Origin of the sequence: [Leptolyngbya] sp. PCC 7376 (assembly GCF_000316605.1) — a bacterium.
Classification (GTDB): domain Bacteria; phylum Cyanobacteriota; class Cyanobacteriia; order Cyanobacteriales; family MRBY01; genus MRBY01.
In genome coordinates this window covers 76,500-96,353 of sequence record NC_019683.1, presented here as the reverse complement: position 1 = coordinate 96,353, position 19,854 = coordinate 76,500, and the positions used below count along the sequence as shown (strand labels likewise).

Sequence of the window (19,854 nt, the reverse complement as noted above, 5' to 3'; positions counted from 1 at the left end):
TAAGGGGAATTTCTGTTGGAAGATTTTTTGCGATTAATTATGGTCATTTGCATTGTGGTGAATGCGAGATCCTTGCCATTGAAGCTTTTCACGGATAGTCCGGTAAAAAGAATAGCTTTTTCGCAGCACAATAAATTTGCAATAGCAGCGCGCTTTACGAATATTGACCCACTGCCCTGGCCAAATCGATGTACCCAATGACCCATCAGCCCATAATTTATTATTCAGTTCATAGGGACCCAATGGCCAAATATCGACGCTTGTTCCCGCAGGTAACACAATCGGCCGACTGGATAAGCTCAACGGACAAATTGGTGTGACGGCGATCGCCTCCAAACCAGGGTGCATAATCGGGCCATTAGCAGAGGCTGTATAACAAGTTGAACCAGTCGAAGTAGCCACTAATAAACCATCACCATGATATTGGTCAACGATGGTATTATCCGCTTCCATCTCGAATACCGCTGTGGGCATCCGGTCTACGGCAGCCGGTTTTACACACATTTCATTCAATGCAAAATATGGCTCACTAACAATCTCAGGGTCGTGGCGATCGCCTTCGCAAATTGACGCTTCGAGCATCATCCGTTGCTGTACAGCATACACATCAGTTTGTAAGCGTTCCCAAAGCTTTTCACTATCTTGAATTTGCTCAATTGGCTCCGTTAAAAAACCCAAATGCCCACCCACATTCACCGCCAAAATGGGAATCCCTTCAACGGATAAATGTCGCGCTGCGGCCAACACAGTGCCATCACCACCGAGCACAATTGCGAGATCAATGGGTTTGGTGACAGAGGCCAGAAAAACAGGATAGGGATTATCTTTGAAACCACTCGGCCCCATCAAAACCTTACAGTCAAGGGCTTCAAGCTCCAATGCACATCGTTGCGCCCATGTTTTTGCGAGGCTATTGCCTGCCTTATAGGCGATGATGACTTGACCTAATTTCACAATTTATTCTGACTCAGTGAGAATCTCGACGCTATAACTGATGCGCTCAATTGTGTTTTCTGCGAGCGACTCACCACCACTATAGGTGAGAACCCAAAAGTCTTCAGTGCTGGGATAGACATAAATTATTTGCTGTTGGTCTGTTCCAGTCAGACGCAACTCTCCAACCTTGCCGTCTCTCTCAACTATCTGTGACTCAACCACAATCCCTGCTGCTTCGAGCCTTGAGACCTGTTGATCTAAATAGTTTTCTAATGTTTCTTCTGGCGATCGCCCAGCACGAACAACATTAAGGGTCGCAAGTTGATCGCCACTTTTCTGAAACGCTAACAAATCAATCTTTTCTGCGTTTTGCGCTAACCAATCTGTACGATCATCAAATCCTCCAGCAACCAAACTTGCCTGTAACTCTTCCAGCTGGAGTCCAGGCACACCCGCCACAAACCCTGGTGGAATTTCTAGCTGAATGCCTTCATTCTGCAAAATTTGCCATTGCTCATTAGGGGCGATCGCCAAAGAAGAATCAGGAGGACTCATACTTCCAGCACAACCCCAAAGACTTCCAACTAGAGCGACAGCCGCAACCCACTGAAAAGAAACACCGTTCTTCATCAGCTTACATCCGCTCTTCTAGAGGAATATAGGGCTGATCATGGACACCCGTATATTGCTGCGTGGGACGGAAAATACGATTCACACCAAGCTGCTCTTTCCAGTGCGCTAACCAACCAGCTACTCGGGCGATCGCAAACAAAGGCGTAAATAAATCACTCGGAATTCCTAATTTCCGGTACACCAAACCAGAGTAGAAATCGACATTGGCATAAATACCCTTTTGACCGTATTTCGCCTCAACAACTTTTTCGAGCTCTAAAGCAACTTTGTAGTAAGGATCTTCACCCTCTAGCTCAAACAACTGCTCTGCTAAACCTTGCAGAATGACCGCGCGGGGATCTTTCACCTTATAAACACGGTGACCAAAGCCCATAATTTTTTGCTTATTTGCCACACATTCATCGACATAGGACTGCACATTATCAATGGAGCCAATCTGTTCGAGCATCAGTAACACTTCTTCATTCGCACCACCATGAAGCGGCCCTGCTAATGTGCCCACAGCCGAAGCCATTACCGCATAAGGATCAGTTAATGTCGAGGCTGTCACCATCGCGGAGAATGTCGAGGCATTCATCGTGTGTTCCGCATGGAGCGTTAGACAAGTATCAAAAATTTTTGATTGATAGTCATGGGGACGTTTCTCTGTCATCATGTACAGAAAATTTGCCGCATAGTCCAAACTGTCATTTGGCTGCACTGGATCGTTTCCCTCGCGCATGAGGTTAAATGCAGCGACCATGGTCGGAATCTTTGCCAGTAGACGAACGACTGCATCGTAAATATAGTCGGGTTTATCAAGGGCACGTCTCGAATAAAATAAACCTAAAGCCGCCGCAGAGGTTTGGAGTGCATCCATCGGATGTCCCGTCTCAGGAAAACATTTCATCATGTCCCTAATCCGGTACTTAATCCGTCGATGGTTCAAAATATCAGACTTAAATTGTTCAAGCTCGCTGTCGGTCGGTAATTTGTTCCAGATGAGGAGGTAAGCAACTTCTAGGAAAGAGCTTTTTTTGGCAAGTTCTTCGATGCGGATGCCCCGATATTCAAGGATACCCTGTTTACCGTCAACAAAACTGATACTGGATTGGGCGGCAGGAATCCCTTCCAAACCGGGTTTAAATTCACAACCAGTTGTCATATGCGATACCTGTACTTGGTCTTAATAATAGATGGCTTCATAAGCCTGACTGCTCAGTGCCTGTGGCTCAACTAACCCATTTTTCCTTATATTAGCCATTTTGGCGATGTGAGCAAAAAGAGTTCATGACATGAGGCGGGTTTCGTCAGACGGTCGAGATGAATGCCTATAATGCCTGCTTTTTTCACCACGAGGCGATCGCCCATTTGTCCCCACAGAAGTTGTTCGGCCCAATTCCCCAGGTTCGGTTGATGTCCAACACAGACAAGATTAGCGAATTCTTGATGGCGATTTTGCCATTCCTTTAACCACTCAAGACCTTCTACAAATGATCCCGTGGGTGCTAGAGGCGGGAAGGAAATGGGGCGATCGCCGAGCTTTTCCTCATGAAGAATATCTGCCGTCTGCTGGGCACGCAATAAAGGACTCGTCACAATCTCATCAAACTGTACCCCAATTTGCCGCAACCGCTTTGCAACTTGCCGAGTACGACGCTGACCTTTGGCAACCAGAGGTCGTTCCGCATCATGAATCAGCTCAGAACGCTCCGCAGCAATCCCATGGCGAAATAAATATAAATCCATAGTTAATGATGGCCTTGGCTAAAAATCATCAACAAAAAATCCCCGTGTATTGCTAAACAGTCATTACAACAGGGATATCATTCAAACTTGACTTAAAAAATAGTTCTGAAATTCTCAGACAAGGCGATGGAATAAATTCCTATGCTTCAGACTCGATGTACTTGAAGAGAAGACCCAAGACAACAAAGTTAAGAACAGCCATCATGGGAACCATCATAGCGGGAAGAAAAGAGGCTGCATATGTTCCAGTCATATCAAAATTACCTTATTTAAATAAGTGGATATCAAGATACTTTTGAATGGTACTTTAGGGCGCTTCGAGATCAGAAGGACATTACGATTCTTTACAAAAGATAAGCAAAAACCCTTTAAATACAACTAATGTTGCCATTTACTAAGAACGCCTGTAATCCTCGCAATATCTCTTATAATCCCTTACAAGTATTCATTTATATGAGATACGAAAGCTCTTCTGAGTTTGTTTGTTTTGAGAGGAATCTAATCGTTCAATGGATGTTATTACACATGGTGGCGACCCCCAAGTGGGCAACCTCGCAACCCCTGTCAATGCTTCTGCTTTTACTAAAGCTTTTCTAAATAATTTACCTGCTTACCGCAAAGGTCTCTCGGCGCAACGTCGTGGTCTGGAGATTGGTATGGCCCATGGCTTTTTTGTCTATGGTCCTTTTGCTGTGCTTGGTCCTCTACGGGACAGCGACTACGCAAGTATTGCTGGTCTTTTAGCGGCAGTAGGTCTAGTTTCTATTTTGACTGTGGCTCTGTCCCTTTACGGTAGCGCTGGTGTTAGTACTCCCGCTGCGACTTTGACAAATCCTAACCCTCCTGAAGATCTCGGAACAGATTCTGGTTGGAGTGAGTTTGCGAGTAGTTTCTTACTCGGCGGTTGTGGTGGTGCGTTCTTCGCGTACTTCCTCTGCGGCACACCTTTTGTTGAGCCTCTAGTACAAATCGCTAGTGGTGTTTGGTCATCATAGTTTTAGGATAATCTGCGGCTTAATTCTTTTTAAGTCAAAATATTCGAGCTTTAGATAAGCCTATTTAGGTTAATCATTATTTTTATTGAGTTTGCTGTTTTACTGAGCCTAGCGGATTTCTGCTGGGCTTTTTCACGGCGATTCGATCTGGATGAGATAATAGGGACAATTCATTTTTATTTTTGCTTCGAAAAACAATCATTCTGTTTTTTTGTCTGAAAGTAAGGCGATCGCCAGATATTTTTTGAAGAATCATAAGTTCCGCAATAATTTGGAAAGATAGAAACAGTCATTATGATGAGTCAAACCAAAACCACCAAAAAGTGGAAACAGGTAGGTCTATGGCTGGCATCAATGGTGCTAGCTTTTGGCGGCTGGGTACTGCCGGCCCATGCAACAGGTGTTTATGATATTCCTTATGCCACTCCGGAGCAGCCTATCTGGCTAGTGGATCAAGCTGATTCGATTAGTCGTGCAAATGATAGTCGTCTTAACCGCGAACTAGAAGAACTCGCAGCGTCAACAGGTAAAGGTTTGCATCTTGTTGCTATCCGTCGCCTTGATTATGGTCAAACCATGTCTGAGTTTGCAGAGAAAGTTTTTGCAAAGTGGTTCCCTGATGCGGCTGATGGTGCAGATGAAATGGTGATCACCCTCGATGTACTCACAAATAATGTGGCGATCGCCCTCGGAGAAAATCTCAAAACAGACTTCTCCTCCGAAATCATTAAAAGCATTGGAGAACAAACCGTTGGTTATCCTCTGCGCAATAGTGCCTATAACCAAGCATTGCTAGATGCTAAAGCACGAGTGGGTACAATCTTTGCAGGACAGGAAGATCCTGGTCCTCCACAAATTGCGGAAATCAATGTCGAAAGCACCTTTACAAAAGCAGAAGATACAAAAACAACCAGCTCAACTATTTGGTTAATTGTTCTGCTTGTACTAGCAACAGCAATTCCGATGGGAACATATTGGTGGTATGTCCGCTAAATTTCTTAGCACAGATTCCAAAGTTGGTAGAGAGAGAAGAAAAAACTTCAACAAAAAATTTTCTCTCTTCCTATTAGCTCAATATCCAATAATCTACAAATAAACACTTAATTACGATTCTTTTGCATATCTTATCCATCTTGGTTTCTTGTTAAGAGCTTGCTCTCAGAAAGCAGATTTATTATGTTTAAGTAAATCAACAATACCAAAATCTTAGAGGATGTCTGAAAAGTCTTTATGTACGCTAAATACTGTGTGATTTCCACTAGATTGATCGCCTGAAAGACTTGTTTTTTCGTTCAGGTCATTCCGATAAAAGTTACGACTAGACCCTTTTCAGACATCCTCTTACTGTATATATCTAATGATCTACACATAGAGGATATATTTCCCTGAGCAAAGAATTTACTTAAAGCGATTTTTCTCACTTGTAAATACAAACTTAGCTTTAGTGTTTAAACGAAGAAATTCATGAAGATCAATACAAATAGTTCTATCCTCATTACAGGAGGTACAGGCTCTTTTGGCAAACAATTTGTGGCAACCATCCTTAAACAATTCCCCGAAATCAAACGTTTAGTTATTTATTCCCGGGATGAGTTGAAACAGTTTGAAATGTCTCAAGTTTTTTCACCTAAGCAATACCCAGGGTTGCGCTATTTCATTGGTGATGTTCGTGATCAATCTCGTCTGACTAGAGCGTTTGAACAAATTGATATTGTTGTCCATGCAGCTGCTCTTAAACAGGTCCCAACTGCAGAATACAATCCGATGGAGTGTATTCGTACCAATGTGCTTGGTGCCGAAAATGTCATTCAAGCAGCTCTAGATACCAGAGTGAAAAATGTAGTGGCACTTTCCACTGATAAAGCGGCTGCTCCAGTGAATTTATATGGAGCAAGCAAACTTTGCTCAGATAAATTATTTATCGCTGCGAATAATGTATGTGGTGGTAGAGATATCCGATTTAGTGTAGTTCGCTATGGTAATGTTATGGGCTCTCGGGGTTCAGTAATTCCTTTTTTCCTGAAAAAACGCAGTGAAGGCAAACTACCCATTACAGACAGACGTATGACCCGCTTTAATATTTCCCTTGAAGAAGGAGTCAAGATGGTTCTATGGACGATCCTCAATGCTTGGGGAGGAGAAATATTTGTTCCTAAGATTCCATCCTATCGAATCACTGATGTAGCAACAGCGATCGCCCCGGATTGTGAACAAGTGGATGTTGGCATTCGTCCAGGAGAAAAGATCCATGAAGAAATGATTACAGCTTCTGATTCCTATACAACAATTGATCTAGGTAAATATTACGCAATACTTCCTATCACTGAACGTTATACCGTCGAAGATTATTGCCATCACACAGAAGCTAAGCCAGTGCCATTGGGCATGAACTATAATTCCGGTGACAATAAGACATTTTTAACTATTGAAGAGTTACGAAGCCTCATTAGAGAGCATGTAGATTCTAATTTTATAGCCTAGTTACAAAGTATAAAAATAGATGAAAAAAATCACTAAAAAACAATATTATTCTTTGCTCGAAGAGGCGAGAAATATTTATCGAAATCAAGGTAATATTACTGAATTTTTGAGAGAGACTTTAGACTTATCTGAGAACAGTCCAGAAATCATTGAAATAGCATATGATTTGCAAGCGGGTAGTTACGTTCAACACATCAAGAAAAACCCATCACAAAATCATGCTTACTGTGAAGAAATCGCGAAACATATAGAGCCTTTTTTGGAAGAAGATTCGCTATTAGAAGTAGGTTGTGGAGAAGCAACCACTACATTTGGGGTTATTCAAAATCTGATTAAAAAGCCATCTAAGATTATTGGTTTCGATATCTCTTTTAGCAGAATTCAAGTAGCTAAATCTTTTTGGGAAGAATCACTTAAACTCTATCCTTTCGATATACCGCTCAATATCTTTGTGGCTGACTTATTCCACATCCCTCTCAGAGACAACTCTGTGGACTTAGTGTATACCTCTCATTCAATTGAACCAAATGGTGGAAAAGAGCTAGAAGCTCTTAAAAGTATTTTCCGGATTGCTAAAAAAAGAGTTCTTTTATTTGAGCCTTATTTTGAAGGAGCAACGGTTCAAGGACAGGCTCGCATGAGTAGTCATGGTTATATCAAAAACTTACCTACTTGTATTGAACAAGCTGGCGGCATACTACAGAATATCATTAAAATAGAAAATACAGGAAATCCATTAAATCCCACATACCTATTTGATATTGAAATCACAGACAGTCAAACAGTAAAAGATTCATTATTTTGGGTCGATCCAGTTACTTTATTTCCTCTAGAACAGCGGAACAATTATTTTTATTGTCCAAAATCTGGACTTGCATATCCAATACTCACTGGCATTCCTTGTTTGAGACCAGAGAATTCAATTCTTGCAACTGGCCTATCAGCTGATTAAACAATGAGTTTTTATATTCCCTATGGCAAACAAAATATTAACCAAGAAGATATTGATGCTGTGGTCGATGTCTTGCAATCTGATTGGTTAACCCAAGGCCCAACGATTAAGAGATTTGAACAAACAGTTGCCAATTATTGTGGAGCAAAATATGCAGTTGCGGTATCTAGTGCGACAGCTGGTTTACATATCGCTTGTCTCGCCGCAGGCCTAGGGATAGGGGATTATTTTTGGACTTCGCCGATCACTTTTGTTGCTTCTGCAAATTGTGGCTTGTATTGTGGAGCGACAGTTGATTTCGTAGACATTAACTCAAAAACTTATAATTTAAGTGTTGATGAATTAGAAAAAAAGCTGTTTCAAGCAAAAAAAGAAAACAACTTACCGAAGTTAGTTATTCCAGTACATCTATCAGGACAATCCTGTGAGATGAATCGTATTCATCAGCTTTCACAACAGTATGGATTTCAAGTTTTGGAAGATGCATCTCATGCTATTGGTGGGGAATATAAGAGAAAACCAATTGGGTGCTGTGAATTCTCAGATATGGCGGTATTTAGCTTCCATCCAGTAAAAATCATAACAACTGGTGAAGGGGGAATCGTTATTACTAACCGCCAAGATTTATATCAAAAATTAATTCGGCTACGCTCCCATGGCATTACTCGAGCCCCAGACTTGATGACAGACTCTTCCCATGGACCTTGGTATTATCAACAGCTTGAACTCGGTTTCAATTATCGTATCACTGATATTCAAGCGGCTTTAGGTGTGAGTCAAATGAAGCGATTAGATGAATTTGTGGAAAAAAGGAGGTCGCTAGCCGGAAGATACAATCAAATATTAAAAGACTTACCTATTCAATTACCAGAACAACAGGCAGATACAAATTCAAGTTGGCATTTATATATTATTCGGTTGTATTTAGAGAAAATCTCAAAAACTCACCGCCAAATTTTTGAGGAATTACGCTCATTAAATATCGGCATAAATTTACATTATATACCTATATATTATCAGCCTTTTTATCAACAATTCAACTTTAAGAAAAAGCAATTTTTACAGTCAGAGTCTTATTACCAAGAGGCAATTAGTTTGCCTTTATATTTTGATTTACAGGAATCTTCACAAGACTATGTGTGTGAGCAATTATCTAAAGTGTTATTAAATTAATAGATAATGCTATTAGATTTATGAAAATCTCTATTATTCCAGCTAGGGGAGGAAGTAAAAGAATTCCTCGAAAAAACATCCGTAATTTTGCGGGAAAACCAATGATTGCTCATGCAATTCAGATTGCAAGAGAATCACAATTATTTGACCATATTATTGTGTCTACAGATGACATAGAAATTGCAGCTATTGCTCGCCAATGGGGAGCCTGTACTCCCTTCGAGCGCCCTGCTGAGTTGGCAAATGATTTTGCCGGAACAACAGAAGTTATTGCTCATGGAACGGAATGGGCGATCGCCCAAGGTTGGAAGCTAGAAGCCGTATGTTGTTTATATGCCACGACTCCTTTTGTGGAGGTTGATGATTTAGTAGCTGGCTGGAAAGCTCTAAAATCAGATAAATGGTTTTATTCTTTTGCTGTGACTGAGTTTGCTTCGCCTATTTTTCGATCTTTTCAACAAACGAAAGAAGGAGGAGTCAAAATGTTTTTTCCGGAGCACTTCAGCAAGCGGTCTCAGGATTTACCTACAGCTCTCCATGATGCCGGACAATTTTACTGGGGGCTGCCTCAAGCTTGGCTTGAACAGAAACGTCTTTTTGAACGACACTCTATTCCTGTCTTTATTCCGCGAGATCGTGTTGTGGACATTGATACAGAGGAAGATTGGCGACAAGCTGAATTGATGTGGGATGTGATGCAACGAAGAAACAAAACAAAGTAATATTTTAGTCATTAGCAGCTCACTCGGATTGATGAAATGCTTGGCTAATGATGAACGAAAATGCCAAAGGCTTATGATAAAAAATCTAGAATATCTTCCTAATCAGACTTACCAGAAAACTTGTAATCTCTCAATTTTTGAAATAGCACAACAGTAGCAATCGAAGCAGCAGAAATATTTATGTTGAGGCTACAAATTTTATGAACATTGTCATTCGTGTTGACTCATCGCAGCAAATAGGCTCAGGACATCTTATTCGCTGTCGAACTTTAGCAGAAGAATTACGCCGCAATGGTGCAGAAGTTAGATTTATATGTCGAGAACATTCTGGACATATAAGCGAATGCCTAAGTCAATCGGCATTTCCTGTCACTCTCTTACCAGCCCCTCCTAAACCAGAAAAACAGAGTGACGATTATCAAGCTTGGCTCGGGGTTTCTCAGGAAACGGATGCAGCTGAGACTATTGAGGCTTTAGGTCAGATCAAAGCAGATTGGCTAATTGTTGACCATTATGGTTTAGACCAAATTTGGGAACGGAAGTTACGCCCCTACGTTAATAAAATATTTGTCATTGATGATCTAGCGAATCGTCCCCATGATTGTGAAGGATTACTAGATCAGAATGAAAATATAGAAGGCGAAACTCGCTATCAAGGATTAGTACCAGAACATTGTTTTGTTTTGGTTGGGTGTCGATATGCTCTATTGCATCCTGAGTATGCAGAGTATCGTAAAAGATTGAAACCTCGCACGGGGGAAGTTAAACGTATTTTCATCTTTTTTGGAGGAACTGATGCTGACAATATGACAGGGATGGCGATCGCCGCACTATCGAGTCCAGAATTCACCCATATTAATCTCGACGTTGTCATTGGCATGACAAACTCTAATCGGAGGCAATTAGAAATACAAGCCAATAAACGAGGTAAGGTAAGTATCTATGGTTCACGTCCTCACTTAGCTGATTTGATGGCTCAAGCTGATTTGGCGATTGGTGCGGGAGGCACAACAACATGGGAAAGATGTTGTTTAGGGCTGCCTACAATCGTAATTAGCGTTGCTAATAATCAGCTCTCAACTTGCAAATTCCTGGATCAATCTAGAGCGATTTTATATGCAGGCTTATCTAGTCATATAGACGCATTAGAGTTAAGAAAAAAGATCAGGGAAGCTATAGAAAAAAGAAGTCTTTTACTTGAGCTTTCTTTCCGATCTAGCCAGCTGATTGCTGGATTAGGGAGTTCAGCAATTACGCAAAAATTATACAGTTCTAAGCCTAGTTCTTTTAGTGAATTAAACAATGTTTGATCTAAACAAATTCTATTTGCGTCCAATTAACATAACAGATAAAGAGCAGGTTTTCAGATGGAGAAATCAAGAAGAAGTCAGAAAATATATGTATACAGATCATCCTATTTCAAAAGAAGAGCATGATCTATGGTTTAATATAATGCTCGATGATAATGACATGTATTACTTGGTTTTCGAATCTAACTATAAACCAGCAGGACTAGTTTGTTTTACAAACATCGATCAAAGAAACGAAAAAAGCGATTGGGGTTTCTACCTCGGAGAAGCAGATATCCCAAAAGGCTCAGGATTCGTCATGGAATTTTTAGCCTTAGAGTTTGCATTTGAAACGCTTTCCTTGAGGAAATTATGTTGTGAAATTTTCAGTTTCAATACATCAGTAACTAAAATGCATAAGCGTTTTGGTTTTGTTGAAGAAGGAGTCTATAAATCCCATATTTTAAAACAAGGAAAATTTGAAGATGTCACCCTCATGGCTTTATTTCGCGAACATTGGCTCAAAAATAGAGTAATGATTATCAATAAATATTTTTCATGATTTATGTTAGCATCAGCAAACTTATAGCAAGCAAGGAGTTGATTAAGACAGAATTAGGATAGAAACAATAAAATGGATTCCATGCCTACTCCCCATAGTCTTGATTTACACCTAAAAGTTTTTGCTGTCTTCGATAAAGGTGAACGAGAAAGTGACATCTGTCGCTTCTTTGGTATTAGCCGAAATACTCTAGACCTCTGGCTGAAACGACGAGAGAAAATTGGTTCAGTTGCTCCGAAGACAAATTACCGTCGAGGTCCTCAAGCGAAACTTAATGAACGTGAGTTCTGGATAAGGAAATGAGACTCTAATTGAGTTGGAGAGAAGGTGTCTTAGGCTGATGGCAGTAGGCAATGAGCCCGTAAAGCAAGTTAACACAGAAGTTCACTGGACTACGATGTCTAGAGTGCTCAATCTGAGAAATATTCTTCAGCTGGTCAATGACCGTCTCAATTAAAGCTCGCTTACGGGCAAGGATTTTGTCATGCCAAAGCATCAAGTGATTCTTCATATTGCGCCGAGGCTTAGCCATCAACGTCACATCATGCTCTTCTTGTAAATGCTGTGCCAGAGGTTGAGAGGTATAGCCTTTATCTGCAAAAACCTTGCCAAATAAATTCTGCAATAGTTCCAGCACTGGCTTGCGGTCATCAGTGTTGCCGGGGGTGACTTTCACTTGGAGTAACTCGCCACGGTCATTGATTACTAGATGCAGCTTGAAGCCAAAGAACCAACCAACAGATGTTTTACCTCGAGCAGCATGACCTTCAAAAACGCGATGTTGAGAGATACGGCGATTATGGCAAACCTTGATACTGGTGGCATCAATGAAACTAATACCAGTGCATTGACCATAACAGTGCTGTAGATAAATGCATAGAGGAACTAACACTGAAGGCATCCACTCCACAAAACGTTGGTAACTCACTGCTGTGGGAAAAGCTCTACGCCAATGGTGACGCACATTAATGAGATAGAAATACTTGAAATTACGATAGTGGGATTGATGAAAGGCAATAAGTATAGTCATTATCTCACTCAAGCTCAGACTTCTGGGGCGCCGCCGCCCGTTTTTGTTTTGAAGCCATCTGTTGCTGTTGCCATTGAGGTTCAAAGACTTGGCAGAAATCATCAACAGAGCAGAACAAAGATTCTAGACTGGTCATGGGAGAAGATGGTGGGCTGTTTATCAACTTCCACAATATGCACTTTCTCCTTTTTCTTCCTTATCCGAACTCACGTTAATGAGCTAAAAGCTTTTCGTGCTTTTCCAGACGAATATGGGCATCTAACCCAGAAGGAAATGGCATAGAAATAGCCAGAGCCTATTAGAGGTTGTCTGAAAAGTCTTTATGTTCGATAAATGCTGCGTAAATTCCGCCAGGTTGATCGCCTGAAGTGCTTATTTTTACGTGCAACTCATTTCGACAAAAGTTACGGTCAGACCCTTTTCAGACATCCTCTTAGTGATGCATCCATAAGTGAAGCTCTACGGAAAATTGAATTTACTCGAAAAAAAGACCTATCGATATCCAGAGAGAGATAAAGACTTATAGCAGTCGCCAAAAGAATTAAGAGGATGTCTGAAAAGTCTGGTTTCAGGCTAATCGTCTTAATAGTAGACGCATAGAAGCAATTGACCTCCTGCAAAAGGGATGAGAGTAGGTAAAAAAGAGGAAAGTAACAGAGCCATAGCGATAAAAATGCAAACTTACGAACAGCTCCAACATTTATCGACAGAACAATTCAGGAGAGCCTGTGGAGTTAAGCTTCAGACCTTCAATCGTCTGGTAGAAGTCCTAGCAGAAGCTAAAGTAAAGCAAAAACCCGGTCGTCCCAGTATTTTATCCCTGGAAAATCAGTTACTCCTCATCTTGGAATATCTGAGGGAATATCGCACTTATTTTCATATCGCTCAATCATGGGGCATTCATGAATCAACAGTTTGTCGCATGGTGCAAAAAACAGAGAATACACTCATCAAAGAAACCGATTGCCACTTACCCAGCATGAAACAGCTCCATGGTTCAGAAGAGTTATCTCTGACAGTAGTGGTGATGGATGCCATAGAACAGGCGATTGAAAAGCCCAAAAAAACAACGTCTTTACTACTCAGGGAAAAAGAAACATCATTCCCTTAAAGCTCAAATAGTTATTGCTTGGCAGTGGGCACAGATTATCTGTTGTGACTGTGAGAAAGGTAGCACCCATGACTTCAAACTACTCAAAAAGAGTAGAGTGCATTTTCAGCAGGGACAATTCTGCCTTGCCGACGCCGGATATCAAGGTCTACACAAGCGGCATCAGCGGAGTCACACTCCTCACAAGAAGCCTAGAGGAGGAGAGTTTACTGCGAGCAGAAACAGGAGAATCAGCTCTTAGCAGCTCAAAGAATCACCATTGAGATGGTATTCAGAATGCTCAAAAGATTCCGCATATTATCCAGTCGATATCGTAACCGCCGTCGGAGATGGGGATTAAGACTCAATCTCATTGCGGGTCTCTACAATTTTGAATTGCCATAACCTTTTGCAAGAGGTCAACTGACTAGCCCAGAGGAAATCTCCACGCCATACATTTCTTACATTTGGGCTTGAATATCTCTGGTACTTATACCTCGACTGTACAAAGCCAGTATCTTCTTTTCTAGCCCTTGAATACGCCTCTGAGCTTTGGGTGCCAAGATAACGTGAGTTCGGGATAAGGAATAAAGGTTCTAATCAAGTTTTAGAGAAGGTTTCTTGGGCTGATGACAATAGGCAATGAGACCGCAAAGTAGATTGACACAAAAGTTCGCTGGACTGCGATGGCGAGAGTGTTCAATCTGAGAAATATTCTTCAGTTGGTCAATGACGGTCTCAATTAAAGCTCGCTTACGAGCAAACACTTTGTCACGCCAAAGCATCAGGTGATTTTTCATATTGCGACGAGGCTTAGCTAGAAGTATCACATCATATTCTTCTTGTAAATACTGTGCCAGAGCTTGAGAGACGTAACCTTTATCAGCAAAGACTTTTCCCGATAACTCTTTCAAAAGCTCCACTACCGGCTTTCTATCATCGGTGTTGCCGGGGGTGACTTTCACATCGAGTAATTCGCCATGGTCATTGATAACCAGATGTAGTTTGAAGCCAAAGAACCAACCAACAGAGGTTTTACCTCGAGCAGCATGACCTTCAAAAACGCGATGTTGAGAGATGCGGCGATTGTGACAAACTTTGATACTGGTGGCATCAATGAAACTGATTCCTGTGCATTGACCATAACAGTGACGCAAATAGACACACAGCGGTACTAATGTTGAAGGCATCCACTCCACTCCACAAAACGTTGGTCACTCACGGCTCTGGGAAAGGCTCCTCGCCAGTGATGACGCACATTGATGAGATAGAAATACTTGAAGTTACGATAGTGAGATTGATGAAATGCAATCAATATCATCATTATCTCGCTGAGACTAAGGCTTCTGGGGCGACGCCGCCGTTGTTTCGAGGCCAGTAATTGTTGTTGCCATTGAGGTTCAAAGACTTGGCAGAAATCATCAATGGAACAAAACAAAGGTTCTAGACTGGTCATGGGAGAAAGTGGTGGATTGCTTATTAACTTCCACAATATGCACTTTCTCCTTTTCTTCTCTTATCCCGAACTCACGTTACCAAGATAGGTTCAAATTCACTTTTCCTATCCCTTGGGATGCTGATATCCATTTCCCATTGGGTTGTATTTGATTGTTTTCTTGGAATAGCCGTTTCGACTATTCTGCTTTCCTGCTTCTTTGGCTTGATTCAGATGATGACTCAATTCCCCTTGCAAGGCTCTTTCAATTAATCTCTTACTCAACTGCTGTAGCAAGCCTGATTCTCCCAGAATTGATTCCGAGTCTGGACAATCTTGCAGTCATTCATCAATCAGTTCATCGGCTCTATTGGTTTGATTCTGTTTTTTCATGGGTCACGGTCTCCTTAACCATTTGTTGATTTTGACCGCTTACACAAATTAATGTACATACCCTGATGAGTCGGGAATGGATGAGCGAGATGGGAGCTACGATTATGGCTATAATCTCGAAGGAGAAAGAGTTTACGACCTCAAGTCAGGAAGTCGTCGGGATAGAGTCAATATGATTGCAGCATGGCATGGCATCAGGGTAGATTGTGTGCTCCCTTTACGATGGAAGGCTCTTGTAATCGCCATGTGTTTGAGCTGTGGCTAGAGAATTGTTTACTGCCAGGATTACAACCTCATCAGGTGTTGATTTTGGATAATGCCACATTCCACAAGGGAGGGAGGATTACAGAAATCCTTGCGCAAGCGAAATATGAGGTGTGGTATTTACCTCCTTACTCACCAGATTTAAACAGAATTGAACAGTGCTGGTCTTGGTTGAAAACTCGTATCAGAAAGCAACTCAAATATAGTCAATCTCTCAGAGAGGCAATGGAGATGACTCTTCGTGATGCTATGTCTTAACTCTTTTGACCACTGCTATAGCAGCGAAGGAGAAGGTTAGGACATAGAACAGAAGGCTATTCTGATGGCATCGAACAAATCCTCAGTCTTCTTGATGAGCTTACTTACCTCCTTCTTTAACCTCCCCCAAAACTTCTCTATCTTGTTCAGGTGTGGTGAGTAGGGTGGCAAAAATATCACTTCACATCCTGCCTTCGCCACCAATGTTTGTATTCTTTCCTTTGGATGAACACTGGCATTATCCAGAATAATAATTTGACCCGGAATCAACTCTGGCACTAAGCAATCCTCTACCCATTGGCAAACTAAGGCGCTGTTGGCATAGCCCTCAAATACCATCGGTGCTATCTGCTCTCCCTCTCGCCATCCTCCAATCACGCTAACTCGTTCTGTACGATGACCTAACTTCTCTGCGATAAACCTCTCTGACTTATGGCAGTAGCCATACCCATAATCTAAGGTATTATCAAATCCACTTTCATCGATATATACGAGTCGTTCTTGGACATACTGCTTCAGTTGTGCCACAAATGCTTTTTCTAATTCTTTATCTCTCTCTTGATATCGATAGGTCTTTTTTTCGAGTAAATTCAATTTTCCGTAGAGCTTCACGTCTGGATGCATCACTAATAGACTCTGGCCATTTCTCCGCCATTTCCTTCTGGGTTAGATGCCCATATTCCTCTGCAAAAGCACGAAAAGCATCTAGATCATTAATCTTCGGTTGAGGGCCTCGACGGTAATCTGTCTTCGGAGCGACTGAACCGATTTTCTCTCGTCGTTTCAGCCACAGGTCTAGCGTATTTCGGCTAATACCAAAGAAGCGACAGATATCACTTTTTCGTTCACCTTTATCGAAGGCGGCAACAGCTTTTAGGCGTAAATCAAGACTATGGGGAGCAGGCATGGCATCTATGTTTATTGCTTCTATCCTATTCTGTCTTAACCCACTCCTTGCCTGCTATATAGATGATTTGTTCGGGTTTTAATCTTTCCAACCCTTGTTTGAATGCTTGTCGCTTCTGTTCATTCCTTTCTCGATACCCATAGGTCTTTTTTTCGAGTAAATCCTATTTTCTCCAACATCCTCGATATGTGTGACGACTCACTTTAACCGGTCACTGCTCTGCCATTTCTGCCTGGATTTTATCTGGATGCTCTTGCACAAAGCTTTTGAATGCCTCCCAGTCTGCGATTTTGTTCTGATACCCTGTTTTGGTGCTGTAGCTTCTTGTTTGCCTTTGTCATTTTATCCAGAGAGAAAGGCTACTGCGGCTAACATTAAACATGTCACATACATCTTTTTGAGGAACGCCTCGTTCCACTGCCGCAATGGCTTTACAGCGTAGGTCATCACTATAAGCAGCTGGCATTTTTGTAGTCCTAAAAATGTAAGGATGAGAGAGAAAGGAGCAAGAAAAAAGTCCTCACGAGAATGCCCCATTGCCCAAACTGTCAGTCTACTAATGTCGTTAAAAATGGTCGTATCCATAACGGCAAGCAAAACCATAGATGTCGTGACTGTGGTAGACAATTTGTCGAAAATCCTCAACAGAAAATCAGCTCTGCTGAAACCAAGCAATTCATTGACAAGCTACTCTTGGAAAAGATTCTTCTGGCTGGTATTGCCAGAGTTTGTAACGTTTCAGAGCTTTGGCGACAGAACTATGTCAATCAAAAATATGAAGCCATACCGAAACAAGTGAATGTGTCATCGAAAAAAAAGGCGATTGATAGTTCAATGCAATGAAATGTGGTCTTTCGTCGGTAACAAACAGCAAAAATACTGGATTTGGTTGGCATTGGATATCGATACCAGTGAAATTGTTGGACTTTATGTGGGAGCTCATGACGAGTTTGGGGCAAGACAGCTATGGGCATCTTTACCTCCGGTCTATCGTCAATGTGCTGTGGCTTATACGGACTTTTGGCAAGCCTATGGCATGGTATTCTCGGACAAACGTCATAAGGCTATGGGTAAAGAGACTGGTAAAGCCAGCTCTATCGAGCGTTTCAACTGTACTTTACGTCAGAGAGTTTTACATCTGGTCAGAAAAACGTTGTCTTTCTCCAAGAAAGTAGAGAACCATATCGGAGCTGTCTGGCTTTTTGTCCATCACTACAACGCATCCTTATCTCGTTAGGACTACCGGCATTTTTTACTTCATACAACAATTTCCGGCGTTGCAGAATAGAGGTATGAATGGAGGTTGTTGACTCAATGGAATGTCCAGAATGCCAATCTACTCATATCCGTAAGAACGGAAAGAAAAAAGGCAAACAGAATCACATCTGTGTAGATTGCGGTCGTCAGTTTATCGACCACTATAGTCAGCTCGGCTACTCAAATGCCTTCAAACGTGAATGCCTCAAAATGTATGTCAACGGTATGGGCTTTCGAGCCATTGAACGAGTGAAAGGAGTGCACCACACTACCGTCATCACTTGGGTCAAACAAGTCGGTGCATTGCTGCCTGATGCTTATGAACCGGAAGAGATGCCTCAGGTCGGGGAACTCGATGAACTTCAAACATTCGTCGGTGCTAAAAAAACAAGGTCTGGCTCTGGACAGCAGTAGACCACTTTCAACCAGGTATTCTTGCTTGGACTATTGGTGACAGAAGTGCAGAGACATTCAAGCCACTATGGGCAATCGTTAGTCTCTGGAGATGCTTCTTTTACGTCACAGATGGCTGGAAAGTTTATCCCATCTTTGTACCCGATGGGGACCAGATTGTCAGTAAGACCTATATGACTCGAGTCGAAGGAGAGAACACTCGATTGCGGCATTATCTCGCTCGACTCCATCGAAAGACCTTATGTTATTCAAAGTCTGTGGAAATGTTAGAGCATTCGATTCGATTGCTGATTCACTATCTCAAGTTCTGGGATGTTCCTATCCCTCGACCCTCATAGATTCATACCTCAATTCACCAACGCCCAATTTCCATACTACGGCCTAAGCTATCTGGCCATTGCTATAGTAGTAAACCGTGGAAGCAGGAGAAAAATCTTTGGGGAGATAAAACCATTGACAGCAAGTTTTCAGAAAATAGCATTGCAGACCTGTCTCATTTTCTGTGGTGCGGGGATAGCCACCAGTCTTGAGGGGAGAAATCAGAGGTTTGAGCAACTGCTATTCGGCATCAGTTAAATCGCTAGGATACACTTTGTCGGTCATCAGCAAGTCCTCTCAAAGGCTCTACTCGTAACCAATCTAGTCACATCTTCTTTCTAGGACACACTTCTTTTACTTTTTCTTTATAAACAGCCTCTAAGAGGTTGTATGAAAAGGGTCTAGTCGTAACTTTTATCGGGATGATCTGAAAAAAGAATTAGTCTTTCAGGCGATCTACCTAGTGGAAACTACACAGTATTTAGCATACATAAAGACTTTTCAGACATCTTCTAACATTGATCAGAAGACAAACAAGCTCAAGAAGAAAAGAGAGAGCAAAGGACAGTGTCTCGACAAAACAATACAGAAATGTCACGGTAATCAGAGCATTGAGTCTTCCAGGAATGTTAGCCAAACGCCTCATCTATGGATATACAGATCGTTCTATCTTTGAAGGATTTATCATCAAAGATTTAGTCCTATAATTATGGAAAGAAACCTGTGTGATCATGGATGATGCTCGCACCCATGGAGAGGAAATGGTGCATCATTTTATCGAATCTCAAGGAGTATAGTTTATATTTCCTCTCCTCAATTTGCCAGATTTTTCATTCATTGAAAACCATTGGTCGAAAATTAAAAATTCCTTGGGAGGAGATAAACCTCGCAAATATCTTCAACTGCTAGAACCTTTGAAGACTATCTCTAACAAGTTACTCTATCCAATATTAAGCACTGCTTTACTCATTGTGACTATTGTCCCTAACTCATTAAAAAAATGCTATAAGCAAATAA

Annotated in this window: 16 protein-coding genes and 8 pseudogenes; 13 read left to right on the top strand and 11 right to left on the bottom strand. The window is 41.6% G+C overall.

Annotated elements, in window-relative coordinates; genetic code table 11:
• Positions 1-33 precede the first annotated feature (33 nt).
• From LEPTO7376_RS00470 to LEPTO7376_RS28570, 5 genes are all read right to left on the bottom strand, one after another.
• The gene (locus tag LEPTO7376_RS00470; RefSeq protein WP_015132330.1) at positions 34-954 is read right to left on the bottom strand and encodes an NAD(+) kinase; all 921 of its coding nucleotides are present in this window, start codon (positions 952-954) and stop codon (positions 34-36) included.
• 3 nt (positions 955-957) lie between these two features.
• A complete protein-coding gene (locus LEPTO7376_RS00465) occupies positions 958-1,566 on the bottom strand; it encodes a hypothetical protein (RefSeq protein ID WP_015132329.1) in 609 nt (202 codons plus the stop codon).
• Positions 1,567-1,570: 4 nt separating this feature from the next.
• Complete coding sequence (locus tag LEPTO7376_RS00460; protein ID WP_015132328.1) at positions 1,571-2,713, bottom strand: citrate synthase; 1,143 nt, start codon at positions 2,711-2,713, stop codon at positions 1,571-1,573.
• An 86-nt stretch (positions 2,714-2,799) separates the two neighbouring features.
• A complete protein-coding gene (gene sixA / locus LEPTO7376_RS00455; protein ID WP_015132327.1) occupies positions 2,800-3,297 on the bottom strand; it encodes a phosphohistidine phosphatase SixA in 498 nt (165 codons plus the stop codon).
• Between the two features lie 139 nt (positions 3,298-3,436).
• A complete protein-coding gene (locus LEPTO7376_RS28570; RefSeq protein WP_015132326.1) occupies positions 3,437-3,550 on the bottom strand; it encodes a photosystem I reaction center subunit VIII in 114 nt (37 codons plus the stop codon).
• A 256-nt stretch (positions 3,551-3,806) separates the two neighbouring features.
• Between LEPTO7376_RS28570 and LEPTO7376_RS00450 the strand changes: the two genes are divergently transcribed.
• The 9 genes and pseudogenes from LEPTO7376_RS00450 to LEPTO7376_RS00410 all read left to right on the top strand — a co-directional run.
• On the top strand, positions 3,807-4,292 hold the full coding sequence (locus tag LEPTO7376_RS00450; protein ID WP_015132325.1) for a photosystem I reaction center subunit XI: 486 nt from the start codon (positions 3,807-3,809) through the stop codon (positions 4,290-4,292).
• Between the two features lie 294 nt (positions 4,293-4,586).
• The gene (gene psb32 / locus LEPTO7376_RS00445) at positions 4,587-5,285 is read left to right on the top strand and encodes a photosystem II repair protein Psb32 (RefSeq protein WP_015132324.1); all 699 of its coding nucleotides are present in this window, start codon (positions 4,587-4,589) and stop codon (positions 5,283-5,285) included.
• A gap of 471 nt (positions 5,286-5,756) precedes the next feature.
• A complete protein-coding gene (gene pseB / locus LEPTO7376_RS00440) occupies positions 5,757-6,773 on the top strand; it encodes a UDP-N-acetylglucosamine 4,6-dehydratase (inverting) (RefSeq protein WP_015132323.1) in 1,017 nt (338 codons plus the stop codon).
• A 19-nt stretch (positions 6,774-6,792) separates the two neighbouring features.
• On the top strand, positions 6,793-7,725 hold the full coding sequence (locus LEPTO7376_RS00435) for a methyltransferase domain-containing protein (protein ID WP_015132322.1): 933 nt from the start codon (positions 6,793-6,795) through the stop codon (positions 7,723-7,725).
• A 3-nt stretch (positions 7,726-7,728) separates the two neighbouring features.
• Positions 7,729-8,898, top strand: a complete 1,170-nt coding sequence (pseC, locus tag LEPTO7376_RS00430; RefSeq protein WP_015132321.1) for a UDP-4-amino-4,6-dideoxy-N-acetyl-beta-L-altrosamine transaminase — start codon at positions 7,729-7,731, stop codon at positions 8,896-8,898.
• Between the two features lie 20 nt (positions 8,899-8,918).
• Positions 8,919-9,620, top strand: a complete 702-nt coding sequence (gene pseF / locus LEPTO7376_RS00425) for a pseudaminic acid cytidylyltransferase (protein ID WP_015132320.1) — start codon at positions 8,919-8,921, stop codon at positions 9,618-9,620.
• Between the two features lie 200 nt (positions 9,621-9,820).
• Entirely contained in the window at positions 9,821-10,930 is a 1,110-nt protein-coding gene (gene pseG, locus LEPTO7376_RS00420) for a UDP-2,4-diacetamido-2,4,6-trideoxy-beta-L-altropyranose hydrolase (protein WP_015132319.1), read from the top strand.
• Positions 10,923-11,471: a UDP-4-amino-4,6-dideoxy-N-acetyl-beta-L-altrosamine N-acetyltransferase gene (pseH, locus tag LEPTO7376_RS00415; RefSeq protein WP_015132318.1), complete on the top strand. Its 549-nt coding sequence runs from the start codon at positions 10,923-10,925 to the stop codon at positions 11,469-11,471. Before pseG ends, pseH begins: the two co-directional genes overlap by 8 nt.
• 81 nt (positions 11,472-11,552) lie before the next feature.
• Positions 11,553-11,750 (top strand): annotated as a pseudogene (locus LEPTO7376_RS00410) (IS630 transposase-related protein); the annotation flags it as partial.
• A gap of 28 nt (positions 11,751-11,778) precedes the next feature.
• Here LEPTO7376_RS00410 and LEPTO7376_RS00405 read toward each other — a convergent pair.
• Positions 11,779-12,637, bottom strand: a pseudogene (locus tag LEPTO7376_RS00405) (IS982 family transposase).
• A 537-nt stretch (positions 12,638-13,174) separates the two neighbouring features.
• Between LEPTO7376_RS00405 and LEPTO7376_RS23100 the strand changes: the two are divergent.
• Positions 13,175-13,996 (top strand): annotated as a pseudogene (locus LEPTO7376_RS23100) (IS5 family transposase).
• Positions 13,997-14,187: 191 nt separating this feature from the next.
• On the opposite strand, the pseudogene LEPTO7376_RS00390 reads toward LEPTO7376_RS23100, so the two are convergent.
• Positions 14,188-15,047: pseudogene (locus LEPTO7376_RS00390) on the bottom strand (IS982 family transposase).
• Positions 15,048-15,124: 77 nt separating this feature from the next.
• Positions 15,125-15,368 (bottom strand): annotated as a pseudogene (locus LEPTO7376_RS27030) (transposase); the annotation flags it as partial.
• 109 nt (positions 15,369-15,477) lie between these two features.
• On the opposite strand from LEPTO7376_RS27030, the pseudogene LEPTO7376_RS00385 reads away from it, so the two are divergent.
• Positions 15,478-15,941 (top strand): annotated as a pseudogene (locus tag LEPTO7376_RS00385) (IS630 family transposase); the annotation flags it as partial.
• A 36-nt stretch (positions 15,942-15,977) separates the two neighbouring features.
• On the opposite strand, the pseudogene LEPTO7376_RS28815 reads toward LEPTO7376_RS00385, so the two are convergent.
• Both LEPTO7376_RS28815 and LEPTO7376_RS25465 read right to left on the bottom strand, forming a co-directional pair.
• Positions 15,978-16,848: pseudogene (locus tag LEPTO7376_RS28815) on the bottom strand (IS630 family transposase).
• A gap of 337 nt (positions 16,849-17,185) precedes the next feature.
• Positions 17,186-17,314, bottom strand: coding sequence for a helix-turn-helix domain-containing protein (locus LEPTO7376_RS25465; protein WP_083891025.1), 129 nt, complete (start codon positions 17,312-17,314; stop codon positions 17,186-17,188).
• A gap of 62 nt (positions 17,315-17,376) precedes the next feature.
• On the opposite strand from LEPTO7376_RS25465, the gene LEPTO7376_RS25460 reads away from it, so the two are divergent.
• Positions 17,377-18,085, top strand: a protein-coding gene (locus tag LEPTO7376_RS25460) for an IS1 family transposase (protein WP_225901154.1) whose coding sequence is annotated in 2 segments (ribosomal slippage) — positions 17,377-17,669 and positions 17,668-18,085 — 711 coding nt in all. Because the reading frame shifts where the segments join, the coding sequence is not laid out codon by codon here.
• A 77-nt stretch (positions 18,086-18,162) separates the two neighbouring features.
• Positions 18,163-18,857, top strand: a protein-coding gene (locus tag LEPTO7376_RS24140) for an IS1 family transposase (protein ID WP_015132314.1) whose coding sequence is annotated in 2 segments (ribosomal slippage) — positions 18,163-18,487 and positions 18,487-18,857 — 696 coding nt in all. Because the reading frame shifts where the segments join, the coding sequence is not laid out codon by codon here.
• A gap of 64 nt (positions 18,858-18,921) precedes the next feature.
• On the opposite strand, the pseudogene LEPTO7376_RS24135 reads toward LEPTO7376_RS24140, so the two are convergent.
• Positions 18,922-19,074, bottom strand: a pseudogene (locus tag LEPTO7376_RS24135) (transposase); the annotation flags it as partial.
• Positions 19,075-19,854: the final 780 nt, after the last annotated feature.

Excerpts from the sequence above, each read along its gene's own strand:
- LEPTO7376_RS00465 (WP_015132329.1), bottom strand. The coding sequence starts at position 1,566 with ATGAAGAACGGTGTTTCTTTTCAGTGGGTTGCGGCTGTCGCTCTAGTT.
- LEPTO7376_RS00460 (WP_015132328.1), bottom strand. The coding sequence starts at position 2,713 with ATGACAACTGGTTGTGAATTTAAACCCGGTTTGGAAGGGATTCCTGCC.
- sixA (WP_015132327.1), bottom strand. The coding sequence starts at position 3,297 with ATGGATTTATATTTATTTCGCCATGGGATTGCTGCGGAGCGTTCTGAG.
- LEPTO7376_RS28570 (WP_015132326.1), bottom strand. The coding sequence starts at position 3,550 with ATGACTGGAACATATGCAGCCTCTTTTCTTCCCGCTATGATGGTTCCC.
- LEPTO7376_RS00450 (WP_015132325.1), top strand. The coding sequence starts at position 3,807 with ATGGATGTTATTACACATGGTGGCGACCCCCAAGTGGGCAACCTCGCA.
- psb32 (WP_015132324.1), top strand. The coding sequence starts at position 4,587 with ATGATGAGTCAAACCAAAACCACCAAAAAGTGGAAACAGGTAGGTCTA.
- pseB (WP_015132323.1), top strand. The coding sequence starts at position 5,757 with ATGAAGATCAATACAAATAGTTCTATCCTCATTACAGGAGGTACAGGC.
- LEPTO7376_RS00435 (WP_015132322.1), top strand. The coding sequence starts at position 6,793 with ATGAAAAAAATCACTAAAAAACAATATTATTCTTTGCTCGAAGAGGCG.
- pseC (WP_015132321.1), top strand. The coding sequence starts at position 7,729 with ATGAGTTTTTATATTCCCTATGGCAAACAAAATATTAACCAAGAAGAT.
- pseF (WP_015132320.1), top strand. The coding sequence starts at position 8,919 with ATGAAAATCTCTATTATTCCAGCTAGGGGAGGAAGTAAAAGAATTCCT.
- pseG (WP_015132319.1), top strand. The coding sequence starts at position 9,821 with ATGAACATTGTCATTCGTGTTGACTCATCGCAGCAAATAGGCTCAGGA.
- pseH (WP_015132318.1), top strand. The coding sequence starts at position 10,923 with ATGTTTGATCTAAACAAATTCTATTTGCGTCCAATTAACATAACAGAT.
- LEPTO7376_RS25465 (WP_083891025.1), bottom strand. The coding sequence starts at position 17,314 with ATGCCAGCTGCTTATAGTGATGACCTACGCTGTAAAGCCATTGCGGCA.